11 protein-coding genes are annotated in these 19,771 nt (G+C 72.4%); 5 read left to right on the forward strand and 6 right to left on the reverse strand.

The window, feature by feature from the left end; genetic code table 11:
* Positions 1–57: 57 nt before the first annotated feature.
* A complete protein-coding gene (locus tag LCH29_RS38365) occupies positions 58–5,031 on the forward strand; it encodes an NAD-glutamate dehydrogenase (RefSeq protein WP_446466303.1) in 4,974 nt (1,657 codons plus the stop codon).
* A gap of 66 nt (positions 5,032–5,097) precedes the next feature.
* Here LCH29_RS38365 and LCH29_RS38370 read toward each other — a convergent pair whose 3' ends face one another.
* Positions 5,098–5,631 (reverse strand): hypothetical protein, encoded by a 534-nt coding sequence (locus LCH29_RS38370; protein WP_446466304.1) that lies wholly within the window; start codon positions 5,629–5,631, stop codon positions 5,098–5,100.
* Positions 5,632–5,770: 139 nt separating this feature from the next.
* Here LCH29_RS38370 and LCH29_RS38375 point away from each other — a divergent pair, with 139 nt between their 5' ends.
* Entirely contained in the window at positions 5,771–8,095 is a 2,325-nt protein-coding gene (locus tag LCH29_RS38375; protein ID WP_446466305.1) for a bifunctional glycosyltransferase/CDP-glycerol:glycerophosphate glycerophosphotransferase, read from the forward strand.
* Positions 8,096–8,144: 49 nt separating this feature from the next.
* The gene (locus LCH29_RS38380; RefSeq protein WP_446466306.1) at positions 8,145–10,151 is read left to right on the forward strand and encodes a glycosyltransferase family 2 protein; all 2,007 of its coding nucleotides are present in this window, start codon (positions 8,145–8,147) and stop codon (positions 10,149–10,151) included.
* 31 nt (positions 10,152–10,182) lie between these two features.
* On the opposite strand, the gene LCH29_RS38385 is transcribed toward LCH29_RS38380, so the two are convergent.
* The 3 genes from LCH29_RS38385 to LCH29_RS38395 all read right to left on the reverse strand — a co-directional run bounded on the left by LCH29_RS38385 (position 10,183) and on the right by LCH29_RS38395 (position 14,507).
* Positions 10,183–12,192: a glycosyltransferase gene (locus LCH29_RS38385; protein WP_446466307.1), complete on the reverse strand. Its 2,010-nt coding sequence runs from the start codon at positions 12,190–12,192 to the stop codon at positions 10,183–10,185.
* Positions 12,193–12,217: 25 nt separating this feature from the next.
* Positions 12,218–12,370, reverse strand: a complete 153-nt coding sequence (locus tag LCH29_RS38390) for a hypothetical protein (protein WP_446466308.1) — start codon at positions 12,368–12,370, stop codon at positions 12,218–12,220.
* A gap of 133 nt (positions 12,371–12,503) precedes the next feature.
* A complete protein-coding gene (locus LCH29_RS38395; RefSeq protein ID WP_446466309.1) occupies positions 12,504–14,507 on the reverse strand; it encodes a hypothetical protein in 2,004 nt (667 codons plus the stop codon).
* 217 nt (positions 14,508–14,724) lie between these two features.
* Here LCH29_RS38395 and LCH29_RS38400 point away from each other — a divergent pair, with 217 nt between their 5' ends.
* Entirely contained in the window at positions 14,725–15,600 is an 876-nt protein-coding gene (locus LCH29_RS38400) for a hypothetical protein (protein ID WP_446466310.1), read from the forward strand.
* A gap of 24 nt (positions 15,601–15,624) precedes the next feature.
* Positions 15,625–16,683, forward strand: a complete 1,059-nt coding sequence (locus tag LCH29_RS38405; protein ID WP_446466311.1) for a serine hydrolase domain-containing protein — start codon at positions 15,625–15,627, stop codon at positions 16,681–16,683.
* 136 nt (positions 16,684–16,819) lie between these two features.
* Here LCH29_RS38405 and LCH29_RS38410 read toward each other — a convergent pair whose 3' ends face one another.
* Together LCH29_RS38410 and LCH29_RS38415 are read right to left on the reverse strand one after the other, a co-directional pair.
* On the reverse strand, positions 16,820–17,866 hold the full coding sequence (locus tag LCH29_RS38410) for an FkbM family methyltransferase (protein ID WP_446466312.1): 1,047 nt from the start codon (positions 17,864–17,866) through the stop codon (positions 16,820–16,822).
* Positions 17,839–19,728: a stealth family protein gene (locus LCH29_RS38415; protein ID WP_446466313.1), complete on the reverse strand. Its 1,890-nt coding sequence runs from the start codon at positions 19,726–19,728 to the stop codon at positions 17,839–17,841. The genes LCH29_RS38410 and LCH29_RS38415 overlap by 28 nt, the downstream gene beginning before the upstream one ends.
* Between the last annotated feature and the right edge of the window lie 43 nt (positions 19,729–19,771).

The raw sequence follows: 19,771 nt of genomic DNA on the forward strand, positions 1-19,771 counted from the left end.
GGCGTCATGCCACCGCCACCTATGTCACGCAACGGCGCGCGACAGGAGCCAGAGGACATGCAGACCAAGCTGGACGAAGCCAAGGCCGAGCTGCTCGCACGGGCCGCCCGGGTCGCTGAGAACAGCCCTGCCGGGGGGCAACCACCGGTACAGGGCCCGGGCCCGGAGACCCTGACCGCATACCTCCAGCACTACTACCTGCACACGCCACCCGAGGACCTCGCGGACCGTGACCCGGTCGACGTCTTCGGTGCGGCGCTCTCGCACTACCGGCTTGCCGAGGCGCGCCCCCAGGGCACGGCGAACGTTCGGGTGCACACGCCGACCGTCGAGCAGCACGGCTGGACGTGCAGCCATTCGGTGGTCGAGGTGGTCACCGACGACATGCCGTTCCTGGTCGACTCGGTGACCAATGAGCTGACCCGCGCGGGCCGCGGCATCCATGTGGTGATCCACCCGCAGGTGGTCGTGCGGCGCGACATCACCGGCAAGCTGATCGAGCTGCTGGACGCCTCGTACGACCGCAAGGCCCGCGAGAACCTGCCGCACGACGCCGTCGTCGAGTCCTGGATCCACGTCGAGATCGACCGGGAGACCGACCGCGGCGACCTCAAGCAGATCACCGCCGACCTGCTGCGCGTCCTGTCCGACGTCCGCGAGGCCGTCGAGGACTGGGACAAGATGCGCCAGTCGGCGCTGCGGCTCGCCGAGGAGCTGCCCGCGGAGCCCAAGGCCGCCGAGGTGCGCGAGCAGGAGGTCGAGGAGGCCCGTGAGCTGCTGCGCTGGCTTTCCGACGACCACTTCACCTTCATCGGCTACCGCGAGTACGAGCTGACCCAGGCGCCCACCGAGGCCGGTGGCGAGGAGGACGTGCTGAGCGCGGTGCCCGGCACCGGCCTCGGCATCCTGCGGTCCGATCCGGCCCATCAGGACACCGACGAGAGCGCCCACGCCGGGGCCGCCCCGGTGTCCCCGTCGTTCAACCGGCTGCCGGCCGACGCCCGCGCCAAGGCCCGCGAGCACAAGCTGCTGGTCCTCACCAAGGCCAACAGCCGCGCCACCGTCCACCGGCCGTCGTACCTCGACTACATCGGTGTGAAGAAGTTCGACGCCGAGGGCAATGTGATCGGCGAGCGCCGCTTCCTGGGGCTGTTCTCGTCCGCCGCGTACACCGAGTCGGTGCGCCGGGTCCCGGTCATCCGGCGCAAGGTGGACGAGGTGCTGGCGGGCGCCGGGTTCGGGCCCAACAGCCACGACGGCCGTGACCTGCTCCAGATCCTGGAGACCTACCCGCGCGACGAGCTGTTCCAGACCCCGGTCGACCAGCTCCGCTCGATCGTCACCAGCGTGCTCTACCTCCAGGAGCGGCGCCGGCTGCGGATGTTCCTGCGGCAGGACGAGTACGGGCGCTACTACTCGGCGCTGGTCTACCTGCCCCGGGACCGCTTCACCACCGATGTGCGGCTGCGGCTGACCGACATCCTGCTGGAGGAGCTGAGCGGCCGCCCGCCGGTGGACTTCACCGCCCTGCACACCGAGTCGGTGCTGTCGCGGCTGCACTTCGTGGTCCGCGTCCAGCCCGGTACGGAGCTGCCCGACCTGACCGACGCCGATGTCGAGCGCATCGAGAACCGGCTGGTCGACGCCGCCCGCTCGTGGGCCGACGGGTTCTCCGAGGCCCTGGTGTCGGAGGTGGGCGAGGAGCGCGCCGCCGAGCTGCTGCGCCGCTATCAGCACGCCTTCCCCGAGGGCTACAAGGCCGACCACACGCCGCGCGGCGCCGTCGCCGACCTCCAGCACGTGGAGCGGCTGACCGCCGAGGACAGCAAGCAGGATTTCGCGCTCAGCCTGTACGAGCCGGTCGGCGCGGCCCACGCCGAGCGCCGCTTCAAGATCTACCGGGCGGGCGGCCAGGTGTCGCTGTCGGCCGTGCTGCCGGTGCTCAACACGCTGGGCGTCGAGGTGGTCGACGAGCGCCCGTACGAGCTGCGCTGCGCGGACAAGACCACCGCCTGGATCTACGACTTCGGGCTGCGGCTGCCGCTGCGCGAGGGCGAGGCCCTCGCCGACGACGCCCGTGAGCGCTTCCAGAACGCGTTCGCCGCGGTGTGGACCGGCCAGGCCGAGAGCGACAACTTCAACCAGCTGGTGCTGGGCGCCGGTCTCGACTGGCGGCAGGCCATGGTGCTGCGCGCGTATGCCAAGTACCTGCGGCAGGCCGGTTCCACCTTCAGCCAGTCGTACATGGAGGACACCCTCCGTAACAACGTCCACACGACCCGGCTGCTGGTCTCCCTCTTCGAGGCCCGGATGTCGCCCGAGCGGCAGCGGGCGGGGCTGGAGCTGACCGATGCCCTGATGGAGGAGCTGGACGCGGCGCTGGACCAGGTGGCCTCGCTCGACGAGGACCGCATCCTGCGCTCGTTCCTCACCCTCATCAAGGCCACCCTGCGCACCAACCACTTCCAGAAGAACGGGGAGGGCGAGCCGCACGACTACCTGTCGGTCAAGCTCGACCCGCAGGCCGTGCCCGATCTGCCCGCGCCCCGCCCGGCGTACGAGATCTGGGTGTACTCGCCGCGCGTCGAGGGCGTGCACCTGCGCTTCGGCAAGGTCGCGCGCGGTGGCCTGCGCTGGTCCGACCGGCGTGAGGACTTCCGTACCGAGATCCTGGGCCTGGTCAAGGCGCAGATGGTGAAGAACACGGTCATCGTGCCGGTCGGTGCCAAGGGCGGATTCGTCGGCAAGCGGCTGCCGGACCCGTCGGTGGACCGGGACGCCTGGCTGGCCGAGGGCATCGGCTGCTACAAGACCTTCATCTCCGGTCTGCTCGACATCACCGACAACATGGTCGGCGGCCAGGTCGAGCCGCCGAAGGACGTCGTCCGGCACGACGGGGAGGACACCTACCTGGTCGTCGCCGCCGACAAGGGCACCGCGACCTTCTCCGACATCGCCAACGAGGTCGCCCAGTCCTACGGCTTCTGGCTCGGCGACGCCTTCGCCTCCGGCGGTTCCGCGGGGTACGACCACAAGGGCATGGGCATCACCGCGCGCGGCGCCTGGGAGTCCGTCAAGCGGCACTTCCGCGAGCTGGACCACGACACCCAGAGCGAGGACTTCACGGTCGTCGGCGTCGGCGACATGTCCGGTGACGTGTTCGGCAACGGCATGCTGCTGAGCGAGCACATCCGGCTGGTCGCCGCCTTCGACCACCGGCACATCTTCATCGACCCCAACCCGGACGCGGCCACCTCGTACGCCGAGCGCCGCCGGCTGTTCGAGCTGCCGCGCTCGTCCTGGGAGGACTACGACACCGAGCTGATCTCGGCGGGCGGCGGCATCCACCCCCGTACGGCCAAGGCCATCCAGATCACCCCGCAGGTGCGGGCCGCGCTCGGCATCGAGACCAAGGTCGCCAAGATGACCCCGGCCGACCTGATGAAGGCCATCCTCAAGGCCCCGGTCGACCTGCTGTGGAACGGCGGCATCGGTACGTACGTCAAGGCGTCCACCGAATCGCACGCCGACGTCGGCGACAAGGCCAACGACGCGATCCGGGTGGACGGCCAGGACCTGCGGGCCAAGGTCGTCGGCGAGGGCGGCAACCTGGGCCTGACCCAGCTCGGCCGCATCGAGTTCGCCACCAACGGCGGCCGGATCAACACCGACGCGATCGACAACAGCGCCGGGGTGGACACCTCCGACCACGAGGTGAACATCAAGATCCTGCTCAACGCGCTGGTCACCGAGGGCGACATGACGGTCAAGCAGCGCAACAAGCTGCTGGCCGAGATGACCGACGAGGTCGGCGCGCTGGTGCTGCGCAACAACTACGCGCAGAACGTGGCCCTCGCCATCTCCGGCGCCCAGGCCCCCAGCCTCCTCCACGCCCACCAGCGGCTGATGCGCCGCCTGTCGCGCGAGGGACGGCTGGACCGCGGGCTGGAGTTCCTGCCCGCCGACCGGCAGATCCGCGAGCGGCTGACCGCCGGACGCGGACTGACCCAGCCCGAGCTGGCTGTGCTGCTCGCCTACGTCAAGATCACCGTGGCGGACGAGCTGATCGGCACCGAGCTGCCCGACGACCCGTACCTTCAGCGGCTGCTGCACGCCTACTTCCCACAGGCGCTGAGCCAGAGGTTCCCCGAGTACGTCGACGGGCATGCGCTGCGCCGCGAGATCATCACCACGGTGCTGGTCAACGACACCGTCAACACCGCCGGTTCGACCTTTCTGCATCGCATGCGGGAGGAGAGCGGGGCCTCCACCGAGGAGGTCGTGCGCGCCCAAACCGCGGCCCGGGCGATCTTCGAGCTGGGGGAGATCTGGGACGAGGTCGAGGCGCTGGACACGGTCGTCGCGGCCGAGTTCCAGACCCGGATGCGGCTGCACTCGCGGCGGCTCGTCGAGCGCGGCACCCGCTGGCTGCTCAACAACCGGCCGCAGCCGCTGGAGCTGGCCGGGACGATCGACTTCTTCGCGGAGCGGGTCGCCGCGGTGCGGGCGCAGCTGCCCAAGCTGCTGCGCGGCAGCGACATCGAGTGGTACCAGCGCATCCACGACGAGCTGACCGCCGCCGGTGTCCCCGACGACCTGGCCACCCGGGTGGCGGGCTTCTCGTCCGCCTTCCCGACACTGGACATCGTCGCCATCGCGGACCGCACCGGCAAGGATCCCCTCGCCGTCGCCGAGGTCTACTACGACCTGGCCGACCGGCTGTCGATCAGCCAGCTGATGGACCGCATCATCGAACTGCCGCGGGCCGACCGCTGGCAGTCCATGGCCCGCGTCTCCATCCGCGAGGACCTGTACGCGGCCCAGGCCGCCCTCACCTCCGACGTCCTGTCGGTGGGCAACGGCGGTTCGACGCCGGAGCAGCGGTTCAAGGCCTGGGAGCAGAAGAACGCCGCGATCCTCCAGCGGGCGCGGACCACCCTGGACGAGATCCAGTCGTCCGAGACGTTCGACCTGGCGAACCTGTCGGTGGCGATGCGGACGATGCGCACCCTGCTGCGTACGCACAGCTGAGACACCGCGAAGGGGCGGTCGGTGGCCGATGGCCACCGACCGCCCCTTCGGCGTGCGGTGCGTTGGCTAGGAGGCGCGCTTCCAGAGCGTCACCGAGGTGCTGTAGCTGGGGATGTCGGCGTCGTCCTCGGGCGGGATGACGGCGGTGATCTTCAGCATCGCGAGATTGCCGCTGGACGTGACCATGCACAGCCGGTCGCCCTTGGCGATGAGCTGTTCATCGACCAGATCGCTCGGGCCCAGGGTGCCTTCCAGCGGGTCCGTCGTCACCGCCTCCTCGCACTCCTTCGGGGTGGTGCCGGAGCTCTTGGCCATCGCCTCCCCGGCCCGGAACTCGTTGACGAACATGGAGATGTCCTGCACGTCGGAGGCGAGGCCCCCGGCGATGTCCACCTTGGGCTGATCGAGGTCGAAGTCGGTGGTCGGGCCGAAGTGGTCGGGCGCCCGCAGTTGCAGGGTCTTGTTCTGGTAGATCGGGGTGTAGGCGGTCCGGGGCGCGGGGGCATCGGATGAGGGGGCCGACGCCTTCGGGCCCGGGGTCTTTTCGGCCTGGTCGGGGTGGTGCGGCTGGGAGGAAGATCGTACAGATGCCGTGTTCATGACTTCGCAGCGATTCCCGGTTTCACCCGCTTGGCCGCCCCTCCATGGGCTTATCGGGCATATCAGGACGTACGACCCTACGGTGGTGAGTCAGTGAGCGCTTCGCGCCTCGACCCGCCGTCGCGTCCCGAGGAGCCGCATGCCCCGCTTCAGCATCGTCATCGCCGCCTACCGTGTGCAGGGCTTTCTCCAGGCCTGCCTGGACTCCGTGCTGACGCAGTCGTTCCACGACCTGGAGGTGGTGGCCGTCGACGACTGCTCGCCGGACCACTGCGGCGCCATCATCGACGCCTGCGCGGCCCGCGACAGCCGGGTGGTGCCCGTGCACCAGCCCGTCAACTCCGGCCCCGGCCAGGCCCGTAACACCGGTGTCGACCACGCCACCGGCGACTATCTGCTGTTCCTCGACGGGGACGACACCCTCGCGCCGGGCACCCTGGAGGGCCTCGCCGAACGGCTCGCCCTCAACGAGGACCCGGACATCCTCTACTTCAACCACGTGCGCACCTACTGGTCCGGGCGCAGCGCACCCAGCGTCTTCGGGGAACTGCTGAACTCCGCGGGCACCGACGTGTTCTCCGTCCTGGAGCGCCCCGAATTCCTGCGCATCTTCGCGATGTCGTCCAACCGCGTCTACCGCCGCGCCTTCTACACCGGCCACGGATTCGCGTTCAGCGAGGGAATCTACGAGGACGCGCTGCTGTCGTATCTGACGATGCTGACGGCGCGGCGCATCGCCTGCGTGGACCTGGTCGGCCTGGAATACCGCCAGCGCCGGGTCGGGGCCAGCACGGGAAGCCCCGGCGAGAAACACTTCGTCATATTCGACCAGTACGCCCGGCTCTTCGCCTTCCTCGACGAACATCCCCATCTGAATCCGCTGCGGTGCCTGCTCTTCGAACGGGCCGTCTCCCACTTCCTGTTCTGCCTGGACCGCCGTTCCCGGGTGGCGACGGCCGACCGGCCGCGCTTCTTCCGCCGGGCCGCCGCCTGGTACCGCACCCACCTCCCCGACGGCTTCACGCCGCCCGCCGGGGCCGAGTGGCGCTTCGCGGCGCTGGCCCGAGGCTCGTTCGCCCGCTACCGGGAGCACGAGATGGCGACGCGGGCCGTGTCGGGGGCCCGCAAGGCCAAGCGGATCGCCCGCGCGGCGCTGGCCGTACGGGGCAAACGGGCCCTGTACCGGGCCCACCGGCAGCGCCCGGTCGACCCCAACCTGGCCGTCTACAGCGCGTACTGGGGCCGCGGAGTGCTGTGCAACCCGGCGGCGATCTACTACAAGGCCCGGGAACTGGCGCCGCACATCCGCGGGGTGTGGGTGGTCAAGAAGTCGGAGATCGCCTCGCTTCCGGAGGGCGTCGACTACGTCGTCACCGGAACCCGGGACTTCTACCGGACGGTGGCCCGCGCCGCCTATCTCATCAACAACGTCAATTTCCCCAACGACGTCGTCAAGCGGCCCGGCACGGTGCATCTCCAGACCTTCCACGGCACACCGCTCAAATGCATGGGCCTGGACCAGCAGCACTATCCGGCCGCGGCGGCGGGGATGAGCTTCGGGAATCTCCTCAAGCGCATCGACCGCTGGGACGTCGCCCTTTCCTCCAATCCGCATTCCAGCGAGGTGTGGGAACGGGTCTACCCCGCCTCCTACCGGCTGCTGGAATACGGATATCCGCGCAACGACGTGCTGGTCTCGGCCTCCGCGGACGACGTGCGGCGCGTCCGCGCCGGGCTCGGCGTTCCCGAGGGCCACACCGCCGTCCTCTACACCCCCACGATCCGCGACTACCAGAAGGGGTTCGTCCCCCGGCTGGATCTGGAGCGGGTCAGCCGCGCCCTGGGCCCGGGCTTCACGCTCCTGGTGCGAGCGCACTACTCGTACCGGCCGTCGGCGGCGCTGCGCGAACTGGACGAGGCGGGGCTGGTGCGGGACGTGTCGCGCCATCCGTCGGTCGAGGAGCTGTGCCTGGCCGCCGACGCGCTGATCACCGACTATTCGTCGATCATGTTCGACTACGCCGTGCTCGACCGGCCCATCGTGATCTACGCGGACGACTGGGACACCTACCGGGCCTCGCGCGGCGTCTACTTCGACCTGCTGTCGGGCCGCCCCGGCGAGACCCCGGGCCCGGTGGCCCGCACCCTGGACGAACTGATCGCCGTGTTCCGCGAGGGGCGCTGGTGCGATGCCGAGGCGGCCGCGCTGCGCGCCGCGTTCCGGGGCCGCTTCTGCCCGTACGACGACGGGCACGCGGCGGAGCGCGTCGTACGGACCCTCATGCTGGGCGAGGACGTCACCGTGCAGCCCCTGCCGCCCGTCGCGCAGCGGCGGCCGGACAGCCGTACGGTGCCGTCGCGGCACCTCGCCCCCGGGCACGGCGGCGGGCTGCCCCCGCACGCCGTGGAGCCCACCCGCGCCTTTCCCGACCGCGCCCCCGACCACGCTCCCGACCGCGACTGATCCCCCGACCGCGAACGATCCCGTCGGCCGTCGATCCCGGAGAACCGCCATGTCTGCGTCCGCAGTGTGCCCGCCGCGCGTCAGCGTGATCATTCCCGCCTACAACGCCATGCCGGAGCTGACCCGCTCCGTCACCTCCGCGATGGAGCAGACCCTCGGCCCGGACCGGATCGAGATCATCGCGGTGGACGACGGCTCGACCGACGGAACCGGCGAGGAGCTGGAGCGGCTCGCCCGCGCGTGCCCCGCGCTGCACGTCGTCCACCAGGAGAACTCCGGCTGTGCGGGCATCCCCCGCAACACCGGACTGGACCGCGCGCGGGGCGACTTCGTGTTCTTCCTCGACTCCGACGACTACCTGGGGCCGGACGCGCTGCGCCGCATGGTCGCCATGGCCGACGACAACGGCACCGACATCGTGCTCGGCAGGATCGCCTCGGTGGGCGGACGCGCCGTGCCCCGGGCCGTCTTCTCGCACAACCAGCCGCGCACCGACATCTTCTCCTCCCACGCCTATCTGACCCTGGGCCCCTGGAAACTCTTCCGGCGCTCCCTCATCGAGCGGCTGCGGCTGCGCTTCCCGCCCTACCGCAACTGCGAGGACAAGCCGTTCACCGCGGCCGCCTACCTCAACGCCTCCGGCATCTCCGTCGTCGCCGACTACGACTGCTACTACGTCCGCTACCGCGAGAACCGCAGCAACCTCACCCTCACCGCGTCCGACCTCGCCCACCGCATGGACGGCATCCGGCTGTGCTTCGAGACCGTGGCCCGCTACCTCGAACCCGGTCCCCGCCGGGACCAGATCATGCGCCGTCACGTCGAGTGGGAGCTGTGCGGCCCGCTGCGGGGGCTGCTGCCCCGCGAGAGCGAACGGGACGCGCGCGAGCGCTTCTTCCCCGCGTTCCGGGACGTGGCGCGCACCTGGGTGACCGACACCATCTTCCAGCGGATCGACGCCCCGGACCGGCTCCTGGTCCATCTGCTGCGCACCGACCGCTTCGAGGACGTCCTGACCGTCGCGCGCAATGCCAAGGAGGACGCGGGCCGCGGCCATCTGGTCGACAAGGGCCGCGTCTACTGGCAACACCCCTTCTTCCGCGACCACACCGCCGACGTCCCCGACGACTGCTTCGACATCACGGACCGGCTGCCGGTCCGCCATCGCCTCGATACGGCGCGCTGGCACGGCGGGGTGCTGCGGCTGACCGGCGACGCCGCCATCGAAGGCATCGACGCGATCGATGCGGGCACCGACGTCATCCTGCGCGCGTACGAGTCCGACCACCCCGAGGTCCGGGTGCCCGCCACGCCCCACCCGTCCGGTTTCACCGCCGACATCGACCCGGCCACCGCCGACGACGGCGCACCGCTGGCACGCGGGCTGTGGAACCTCTACCTCGACGTCCGCGCCCAGGGCGTCAGCCGCGTCGTGCGGTTCGGCAGCCACCGCGCGGAGGGAGCGCAGGACTGCCCGCCCCGGCGCGCCGTCATGCCCCCGCGGGGCGAACCCGTGGTGGTGGTCCCGTACATCACCCCGTACGGCAATCTCTCGCTCGACGTCGGCGAGGTCGCCCACGCCCCCTCCCGCGAGGCCCCGTGCCGGGTGACCCGGACCGCCTGGCACGGCGCCCGGAAGGGCGTCCTGATCGTCGGCGGGCGGCTGACCGGCGAGGCCGCCGCCCGCTCCCGCGGCGGCGGGACGCTGCGGCTGCGCGCCGAGAGCGGGACGGGCGCGGTGCGCGAGGTCGCGGCGCGGTTCGAACCGGGCGGTGGGTCCGGCGCCTTCACCGCCCGGCTGCCCGTCGGACGGCTGGCGGCGGGCCGCTGGACCCTGACGCTGGTCCTGGAGGGCCGCACCATCGTCGTGCCCTGCCTGGGGCGGCTGACCGGGATCCGCTGGTTCCGCTTCGGCCGTCCGTACTACGCCAAACCGCTCACCCGGCGGGCGGCCCCGGCCCTCGCCCTGGAGGTGGCGCCCCTCAAGGTCGCCGCGGGGGTGCGGCGCCGGTTGCGGCGGGCCCGGGCCCGTATCGGCGGGGCTGTCGGCGGGTGAGGGCCGGTCAGGTACGCCTGCCGAGGGCCGGTCAGATGCGGCCGCCGAGGCGGTTGCGGACGGCGGCGAGGAGACGCACGGGGGCGACGCGCAGCTCCAGGGTCGTCTCCCCGCGACCGGTGAGCGGCTTGGCGTAGTACGGACGGCCCCGGCGCAGCCAGCGCGTGCCGGGCAGCCGCGCGGGCGGCGGTACGGGCGCGGCGCGCGGCGGGCCGTCGCCGCGGCCGACGAGCACGAGCGTCACCGTCCAGCGGCCCCGGCCCAGGTCGCGCACCGGCAGCCGGGCGGTGAACGCGCCCGCCGGGTCGCCCGCCGCGTACCGCACGGGGTGGTCCAGGACGCGGCCGTCGGTGTGCTCGGCCCGCAGCCGCAGCACCCGGTTGCGGGGCGGCGTACCCGGCGGCAGCAGCCGCCCGGCGACGACCAGCGTGCCCTTGTCGGACGGGTGCCACAGCGCCTCGGTCACCTCGCAGGGCGCGCCGCGCGGGGCCGGGCCGATGTCGAGCGAGAGATTGCCGTACGGGGTGGTGAAGTACGGCGTGACGCGGGCCCGCCGACCGGGGCCCGCGGCCACCACGCGGCGCGCGGTGCCGATGTCGAGCCCCTCGTCGTGGCGGTTACCGAAGCGTATGGTGCGGCTGACGCCCTGGGCGCGGACGTCGAGGAACACGTCCCAGACGCCGGGGCGCAGCGGGGCGCCGTCGTCGGCGGTGGCGATGTCGATGTCCGCCGCGAAGTCCCGGTTGACCGTTCCGGTGGCTGTTGCCTCCTCGTCCACCGCCGTGACCGGCACGCACAGTTCGTCCTTGGCATCGCGGTGGCGCAGCACCAGTTCGGTGCGGTCCTCGGGACCGGCGTCCAGCCCCGTGACCTCGGCCCGGCCGCGGATCCGCAGGGTGGAGCCGCCGTGCCAGGCCGCGCCGGTGAGGTGGTGGCGGACCGGCAGCCGGTCGGTGACGTCGAAGCAGTCGTCGGGGACGTCGGCCGCCGGGTCGCGGAAGAAGGGGTGCAGCCAGTACACGCGCCCCTTCTCGACCAGACGGCCGCGGCCCGCGTCCTCCTTGGCGGCGCGGACGACCGTCAGCAGATCGTCGAAGCGGCCGGTGCGCAGCAGGTGGACCATCAGCCGTTCGGGCGCGGTGAGGGTGCGGAAGAGCGCGTCCGAGCAGTGGTCGGTCGCCCAGCGGCGCAGCTCGGGGAGGAACCGCGTCCGCGCCTCGGTCTCGTCCTCGCGGGGCAGGGCGCGCAGCGCGCCGCACAGCTCCCGGCGGATGTGGCGCCGCATCACATGGTCGCGGCGCGGACCGGGCTGGGTGTATCGGGCGGCGGTCTGGAACAGCAGCCGGATGGCGTCGATGCGGTCGGTGAGGCCGGTGCGGGCGGCCGTCCCGTGGCGGGTGAGGTGGTAGCAGTCGTAGTCGGCGACGACGGAGATGGCGGAGGCGTTGAGGTAGGCGGCCGCGGTGAAGGGCTGGTCCTCGTCGGTGCGGCAGTCCTCCGGGAACCGCAGGTGGAACCGTTCGATGAGGGAGCGGCGGAACAGCTTCCAGGGGCCGAGCGTGGAGTAGGCGTGCGAGTCGACGACATCGGTGCGCAGCTGGTTGTGGCGGAACACCGCCCGGGGGACGCCGCGCCCAGTGGGGGAGGCCATCCTGCCGAGGACGACGTCGGTGCCGTTCTGGTCGGCCATGGCGACCATGCGGCGCAGCGCGTCGGGGCCCAGGTAGCCGTCGGCGTCGAGGAAGAACACGTACTCGCCGCGGGCGAGGTCGAGTCCGGTGTTGCGGGGCCTGCCCGGGCCGCCGCCGGGCTCCTGGTGGACGACCTTGAGCGCGGGGCAGTCGGCGGCCAGCCGGTCCAGCTCCGCGGCGGTGCCGTCGGTCGACCCGGCGTCGATCGCGATGATCTCCAGCCGGGCGATGCCTATCGTCTGCTCCATGGCGGAGGTGAGGGCGCGGGTCAGGGCGGGCATGGCGTTGCGGGCGGGGACGATCACGCTGACGCGGGGGCGCGGGCCGGGGCGAGGGGTACGCGGCAACATGCGGGCTCCGGTGGGTGAGATGGGCTCAGGCGGCGTCGCCGGGGGGTGCGGACGGGCGGGTGCGGCGGGGGCCGCCGTGGCCGTCACGGGTGCGGTCGGCCGCCCGTGCGTCCGCGGCCCATCTGCCGTCGGAGGGCGCCTTGGTGAGGCCGACGGCTATGACGTGCTGCGTTCCCATGATCGCTCCTGAGTCCTGGATGGCTGCTCATGGTCGGGGCCGGGGGTGAGGGACAGGTGTGGGTCGTACGGCCGGCGGGTGACGGACCAGCGTCCGGGGTGCCCCGGTTCGACGTACGGCACGCCGGACCCGTTCACTTCGCGGGCGGCGGAGCGGAAGGAGTGCACGGGCACGGTGCGGTCGCCGGAGGCTCATCGAGTGCTCCCTCAGCTCCCTCGCGGATCGTCTGGAGTTCGCGCAGCCGGATGAGCGCCTCGCCCTTCGCGGCGAGCGCGTCGACCGCCTCGTTGAAGCGCTGGATGGCCGGCGGGGCGGTGGGGCCGAGCAGATACGCCCTCAGCTCGTGGCGGGCGGCGCGCAACGTGTCCCGGTCGGGCTCGAACAACAGCCGTATGAGGTCGTCCAGCCCGGTGGCCTCCGGGCCGAGCGGATAGGCGGCGCGGGCCACGGTGTGCTGCCGCCGGAACTCCGCCGCGCCGACCCCCGCCGCATCGATGAGGGCGTACGGCTTGAGGGTGGCGATGAAGTCCGCGACCACGCCGGAGAGGTCACCGATCAGCAGATCCGCCTGGTCGAAACAGGAATGGAGCGCCGGAGTGTCCGCCTCCACCACCTGGTGCAGCCAGGGCGGCGAGGCCGCCCAGTGCGCCCGGTGCCACTGCTCTCCCAGCTCCCCGGCCTCGGCCACCGCCGCCGGATCGGGGGCGGCGCTGTCGCGGGTGAGCATGGCCTCGTCGGCGTAGGCCGGTCGCAGCCGTGCGTGCAGCGCGGCGATACGTCGTGTCAGCTCGGCCCGGCAGCGGGCGGCCTCGGCGCGCAGCGCCCCGGCCTCCTCGGGCTCGTCCGTCCCCTGCCCGGCCCGCCGCTCGTTCGCCGCGCCGATCAGGGCGACGATGCGCCGGTGCGCGGCGGACCGGCGGTCGGTGGCGGGGTGCGGCCGGTAGAGGACCCGGACCGGTGGCTCGCTCTCCAGCAGCCGCCGTACGAGCGTCTCGCCTTCGGCCGTCAGCGAGGTGGGGCCGGGCGCGTACAGCACGGTGGGGAGGGGTATGGGGGCGCGGTCCTCCTCCTGGACCTGGAGGCCGTCCAGCTGGGGCCGCCCCACCTCCACGATGTCCGCGTCCTCGACGCCGACCGCCGCCTCCGCGTACCGCTGCCGCCCGGCCCGGCCCGCGACCCATACCTGGTCGTAGACCTTGCTGTACGGATCGACCCCGGCGGCCGACTCGCCGTCGCCATGACCGTCGCCATGGTCCAGGAACACGTGCTGCATGGTGGGGATGCGCAGCAGATGGATGTTCTCGCCGACGTTCGCCGGATAGAGCGCGACCCGCACGCTGCCGAGATCCAGCCTCCGCAGATGCGTCCCGTCCGGCACGCACAGCACCGGCAGCGCGGTCGGCGCCAGCACCTCCAGCAGATGCCGCTCCCGCACGATCACCAGCGCCGGGGCGCGCAGCGCCGCCACCGTCTCCAGCCACATGCCGACCTGGTACGCGGACGTCCGCGGCCCCGAGAAGTACAGCACCGTCTCCGGCCGGTGCCGGACCAGCCAGGCGTTCACCGCGCCCAGCACCCGCGTCGGTCCCGGCAGCCGGAGCGCCCCCACGAGGTACGGCAGCAGCGCCAGCACCGTCACCGCACACCCCCCGGCCGCCGCGGTCAGCCCCGCCACCACCCAGCGGGCGTCCCCGGTGACCAGCGTCGCCCCCAGCCCGCCCAGCGCCGCCACCTCGTACGCCAGCATCCGCAGCCCCGGCCACTCGGTCAGCCGCCGCGGCGGCCGGTCGCTGATGCCCAGCCGCCGAAGATCGATATGGCGCGCCGCGACCGCGAGCCGCCGCCGACGGCCGATCAGCGTGCATATCGCGGCATGCAGCGCCTGACCGCCCAGCAGACACAGCACCAGCGCCATCGCCGACGCCAGTCCGACCGGACCGGTCACGTGCATCCGCCCCAGCAGCAGAAGCAGCAGCACACACCGCAACTCGAAACGCAGCGTCTCCCCGACATGCAGCCGCCCCAGACGCCCCATCAACCCCGGCGCACTGCGCTGCAACACCAGATCACCCCCGACCCCCACCACCCCCGCCCCCACGAACACCCCACCCACGCCGGTGACGGCGGTCCCCGCCATCACCCCCATCCCCCCGGCCATCACGGCGAACGCCGCGAGACCGCGGGACCTCCGGACACCGAGGCGATTCATGGCGCGTTGCCCTTCGCGGCGGATACGTCGTACGCACTGAACCCTAGGCGACACGCCGTATATGCGCCCTTTTGTCGCACCCGAAGGAGTGCGTGCGCAGCCCCCGGCCCGCGCCGATGCCGCCCCCGTGGGAGGCTCTGTCCGCATGACGCGCACGACGCCCGAGCGGCCGGTCGATATCGAGGCGATGTTTCCGGAACTCGCCGAACACCGCAGGACGACGACCCGGCTGCACCCCCGGCCGGGCTCCCCGGGGCAGCATGAGAGTTCGGTGGCGGGGCCGTTCCTCTGGCCCGCCGACGAGCCGTGGCCCCTGTGCGAGGCCGTCCACGAGAAGGGCCGCGGGGTGCGGGACGACGAACCGATACCCCTGCTCGCCGCGGCCCAGCTCTTCACCCGGGACATCCCGGACCTGACCGGCCCCGAGGGATGCGATCTGCTCCAGGTCTTCTGGTGTCCGTTCGAGGGCCACGGCCCGGACCGGACGATGGACGTACGGCTGAAGTGGCGGCGGTCGCAGGACGTGGGGGACGTCCTCACGGACAACCCGGAGCCGGTCGTCGTGGGACGGGCGGAATGCGTCCCGAATACGTGCGTGCTCGACCCGGAGCAGGTCGTCGAGTACGAGTGGCCCGAACTGTTGAGCGAGGACGTGCAGGAGAAGATCGATGCCTGGGAGGAGGACCTCATGGACGCGGCCGCGGAGGATGAGTACGAACTCACCTATACGCACGACCTGTCCATCGCGCCGGGCTGGAAGGTCGGCGGCTTCGCCCGGTGGGGGCTCACCGGCCCGGCCCGGATCGACTGCTCCTGCGGCGCGCCCATGCGTCCTCTGCTGACCGTCAGCGACCAGGAATGGAACGGAGGTTCACTGACGTGGGTGCCTCTGGAGGACCGGGAAATCGTGGACGTGATGGGGGCGAACGACCCCACCGGCGTATACGTCGGGCGCGGTCAGATGCGCATCTTCACGTGCCCCATTGACCCCGCACACCCCCACCGGCTCAACTTCCAGTAATCGACGGCTACGGGGAGCGGGGATATGGACGAGGCGGGCGGGTTCGGGGATCCCTGGGAGGGCGTGGACGCCGGGGGTGTGGCGGAGGCTGCTCGGCGGCAGGGGGAGCGGTCGGTGCCGGGGGTGGGGGACATGGCGGCGTACCTCGATGCGCAGGTCGCCGACGCCTCCCATCGGGAGGTCATCGGGCCGCTGCTGGACGGCGGGGGCGCGAGTGGGGTCGTCGCGCGGCGGGGTGCGGTGATCGCGTCGTGGGGGGATCCGGCGCGGGTGGAGATGGCGTACAGCGCGACGAAGAGCGTGCTGGCGTTGGTGGCGGGCATCGCCCATGACGACGGGTTGCTGGAGCTGGACGAGCCGGTCCGTGCGCGGGTCGGGCTGCCGCAGTTCGACGGGGCCCAGGGGCGGGCCGTCACCTGGCGGCATCTGCTGGACCAGACGAGCCAGTGGGAGGGCGAGCTGTGGGGCAAGCCGACGTCGGTGGACGCGCAGAGCACGCGGGAGGGGACCGAGTCGGCGGGCGGGCCGCCCGGTGAGGGGTGGGCGTACAACGACGTACGGGTGAATCTGACCGCCCTCGCGCTCACGGTGCTGTTCCGCCGCGCGTTGCCGGACGTGCTGCGGGAGCGTGTCATGGCGCCGATCGGGGCGTCGTCGTCCTGGTCCTGGCACGGTTACGCCGACGCGTATCTGGACCTCGACGGCAGCCGGGTGCCGGTGGTCTCCGGCGGCGCCCACTGGGGCGGCGGGCTGTGGATCAACGCGCTCGACCTGGCCCGCCTCGGGCAGCTGTGCCTGCGCGGCGGCCGCTGGGAACACACGCAAGTCGTCTCCGCCCGCTGGATCGAGCAGATGTGGACGCCGTGCCGGGTCAAGCCGAACTACGGGCTGTCCTGGTGGCTCAACGACCACCGCACGGTATGGCCGACCGCCCCGGCGACCGGGCGCTGCGCCCGCGGCAACGGGGGCGGCCACCTGCTGTGGGTCGACCCGGCCCGGGACCTGGTCATCAGCTCCCGCTGGGGTGCCGGTGTGGAGAGCCTGCTCCGTGACGTGTCGCGGGCGGTCAGCGCGTCGGCGTAAGGGGCTGGGCGGCCGAGGGGAAGGCGCGGCGGGCCAGGGGGTGTCCGCACAGTCGCGTCGGATCAGCCCGCGGCGTCAGGGGGCACCTCCCAGCGGAAGCTGGGGGCGCGTGCGGTCGCAAGGCGGAGGGTCGTCCTCAGGGGGGCACCTCCCGGACGGAGTCCGGGGGCGGGCCTACTTGGACGGGCCCGACAACGCAGCGAGCGTGCGTGCCAGGCGTCGCGGGCCCGGCGGGACTGAGGGCGGGGCGGAGGGCGCGGGGGCGGTACGGGGCGTTCCAGGCGTAGGGGAAGGACGCCTTGTCGGGGGCGAGGAGGTTCGTCGTCTCGTCGCAGGCCAGGATCGCGATCAGCCAGCGGCGTACGGCGCGGTGGAAGGCGGGGGTGAGGGGGCGGGGGGCCAGGAGCCAGTCGCGGGACTGGGGGCTGACCGCCTGCTGGTAGGTGGTCTCGTCGTAGCGCTGCCAGGGGGACTCCGGGGTGATCGGGTGCAGGCCGTAGTCCATGGCGGTGAGGGGGGCCAGGGCGGTGCGGAGGGTGCCGTGGTCGGCGCTGGGGAGGAGTTCGCAGATGATCCAGGGGCGGTGGCGGCGGATGGTGGCGAGGGCGCCGGTCAGGACGTCCGCCTCGTAGGTCTCGACGTCGACCTTGATGAGGTGGGGCACGAGGCCGCGGTCCTCGGTGAAGGCGTCCACCGTGGTGACCGGCACGGTCACCGATTCGGTGTGCTTGCGGTGGGCCGGGTTGAGGGAGTTCGAGGACTCCGACTTGTGGGAGAAGTACAGCTCCGCGGTGCCGGGCCGGGAGGAGAGCGCGGTCTGCTGCACCTCGTAGTCGAGGGCGTTGCAGTGGCGGATGCGGCGGCAGAGGGCGGCGGTCCCCGGGGTGGGTTCGAAGGCGATGGTGCGCGGGCCGCCGGGGCGCCGCCCGTAGACCGCGTCGACCAGGGCCGAGTACAGCCCGATGTGTGCCCCGATGTCGTACACCGCGCCGCCCGCCGGGGCCTGTCCGGCGAGGGCCAGCAGGGTGGCCTGGGTGGTCGGTTCGTAGCCCGCCAGGCCGGAGCGGCGCAACTGCCGCTGGACCGCGGTCTGTTTGCGGCTGAGCACATTGAGCGCGCGGGGGTACGGGCCGCTGGAGGCCAGGACGTCCGGGTTCAGCGGGAGGGCGATGGCGAGGGGCATGGCTGCCGCGGCTCCTGTCGGGTGACGGCCCGCTCCAGCGGGCTGGGGACGGGGAAGTAGGCGTCGAGGAAGGGGCCGAGCAGGGCCTGTTGACCGGCGAGGTCGTGTTCGGAGGAGACCGTGTCGTTGAGGCAGAACGCCTGGCAGTGGCGGGACCGCAGCAGTCGCGCGAGCCGGCCCGGGGTGGTGGGCCTGGCGAGGTCGAAGTAGTCGTAGCGCAGCTGGGCGGGGATCGCGCGGCCGGTGAGGAACGCGTAGTAGTGGTGCAGCGAGGACGGCAGCGAGATGTCCGAGGTGGACCGCACCCGGTTGGCCATGGTGGCGCGAATCGGCTCCGGGAACTCCCGCTCGATCTCGGCGAGGACGCTGGTGCGCACGGCGTGCGGGGTGTGCTTCATCTTCTGCGTGACGGTCGCCCCGAACCGGCCCTCCAGCAGCCGCCGGTTGTTCTTGCCCGCCGCCGATACGGGGACGTCCAGCTGGTCGGCGGGGGCCAGCGGGATGAGCGCGCGGGAGGGGAAGAACTTGGTGACGCCGTTGGCGAGGAAGAAGTCCTGCGGGGTGACGGGCGAGCCCAGGAAGACGTCGTCGTTGAAGTAGAGGAAGTGTTCGGCGAGGCCCTTGATGTGGTGCAGCCGGGTCTCGATGGCGTGCGAGTTGAAGGTGGGCAGCACGGTCGGGTCGTCGAAGATCTCCTGGTGGTCGACGACGGTGATGCCGGGGTGGTCGAGCGCGAGCCAGTCGGGCACCTGGCGGTCCGTCACGAGGTAGATGTGGCGCACCCAGGGGGCGTACAGGTGGAGCGAGCGCAGGGAGTAGCGCAGCTCGTCGCGGTTGGCGTAGCGGGCGGCGTTGGCGGCCTGCTCGTGGTAGCCCGCGGTCTCCTCCGTGCCGGTCACGGCGGCGCGCCGCCGCTGCCACTGCGGGTCCGAGCCGTCGACCCAGGTGTAGACGACGTCGATGGGGAAGCGGACCTCGTCCGGCAGCCGGGTGGTGAACTCGGGGCGCGTACGGACGAGGGGGCCCGGGGACCAGCCCTCGGCCGGGGCGAGCCGGGTGAACATGTGGTCCGGTGCGCGGACGGCGTCGCCCGTGAGCGGTACGGAGGCGGTCGTGCGGTTGGGGCGCGGGGCGTGGAGGGTCTCGGCCGGGGCTTCCGCTGGGGCTTTCGCCGGGCCGTCCGCCGGGGCGCGGTCCCAGAACTCGATGTCGCAGCCGTGCGACGAGCCCAGGACCAGGTCCCCGCGCGGGGTGGTGTGGAAGCGGGTGAAGCGGATGACGGGCGCGGCGGCCAGGGCGCGCCAGGCGCGGGCCGTGGCGCCGAGGCGCAGCGGGGCCGCCCCGCCCTTGCGGCGCGGGGGCAGCGAGACGTAGCCCGCCTCGCGTTCGCACAGCTCGCCGAGCGCGGTCACCACCGCGGCCCGCTGGTCCGCCCGTACGCCCACGGCGGAGGCGACGTTGCTGTAGCAGCGGACGACGAAGTGGTCGAGCCGCGCCCGGTCCAGCGCCTCGCACACCAGCCGCAGGTTCTCGGCGCGCGCGAACAGGGGGGTGGGCGTGCGGACGACGGTCGCGATCCGGGTGCCGCGGTCGTCGGCGATCACCATCCGGTCCGGTGCGGACAGCAGCCCCGTACGCACCAGCCGCCCCAGCCGCCGCCGCGCCCAGCGCAGCCGTAGCGCACCGGAGGTGAGGGACAGCCGCCCCAGCCCGTGCAGGGCCGCGCGGCGCAGCTCGACGCCGGTCATGGCGATGACCGCGCGCCGGATCCGCAGCGGGACCGTACGCCGGTAGCCGCGCACCAGGGGCGGATCGGCGAGCCACGGGGGGCGGGGGGCGGCGGGCGGTGCGGTGAGGGGCATCGTGCGTCCTGGGACGGGCGGCGCGGGACGGGTGGTTCCTCAC

It is taken from the genome of Streptomyces sp. BRA346, assembly GCF_052851135.1.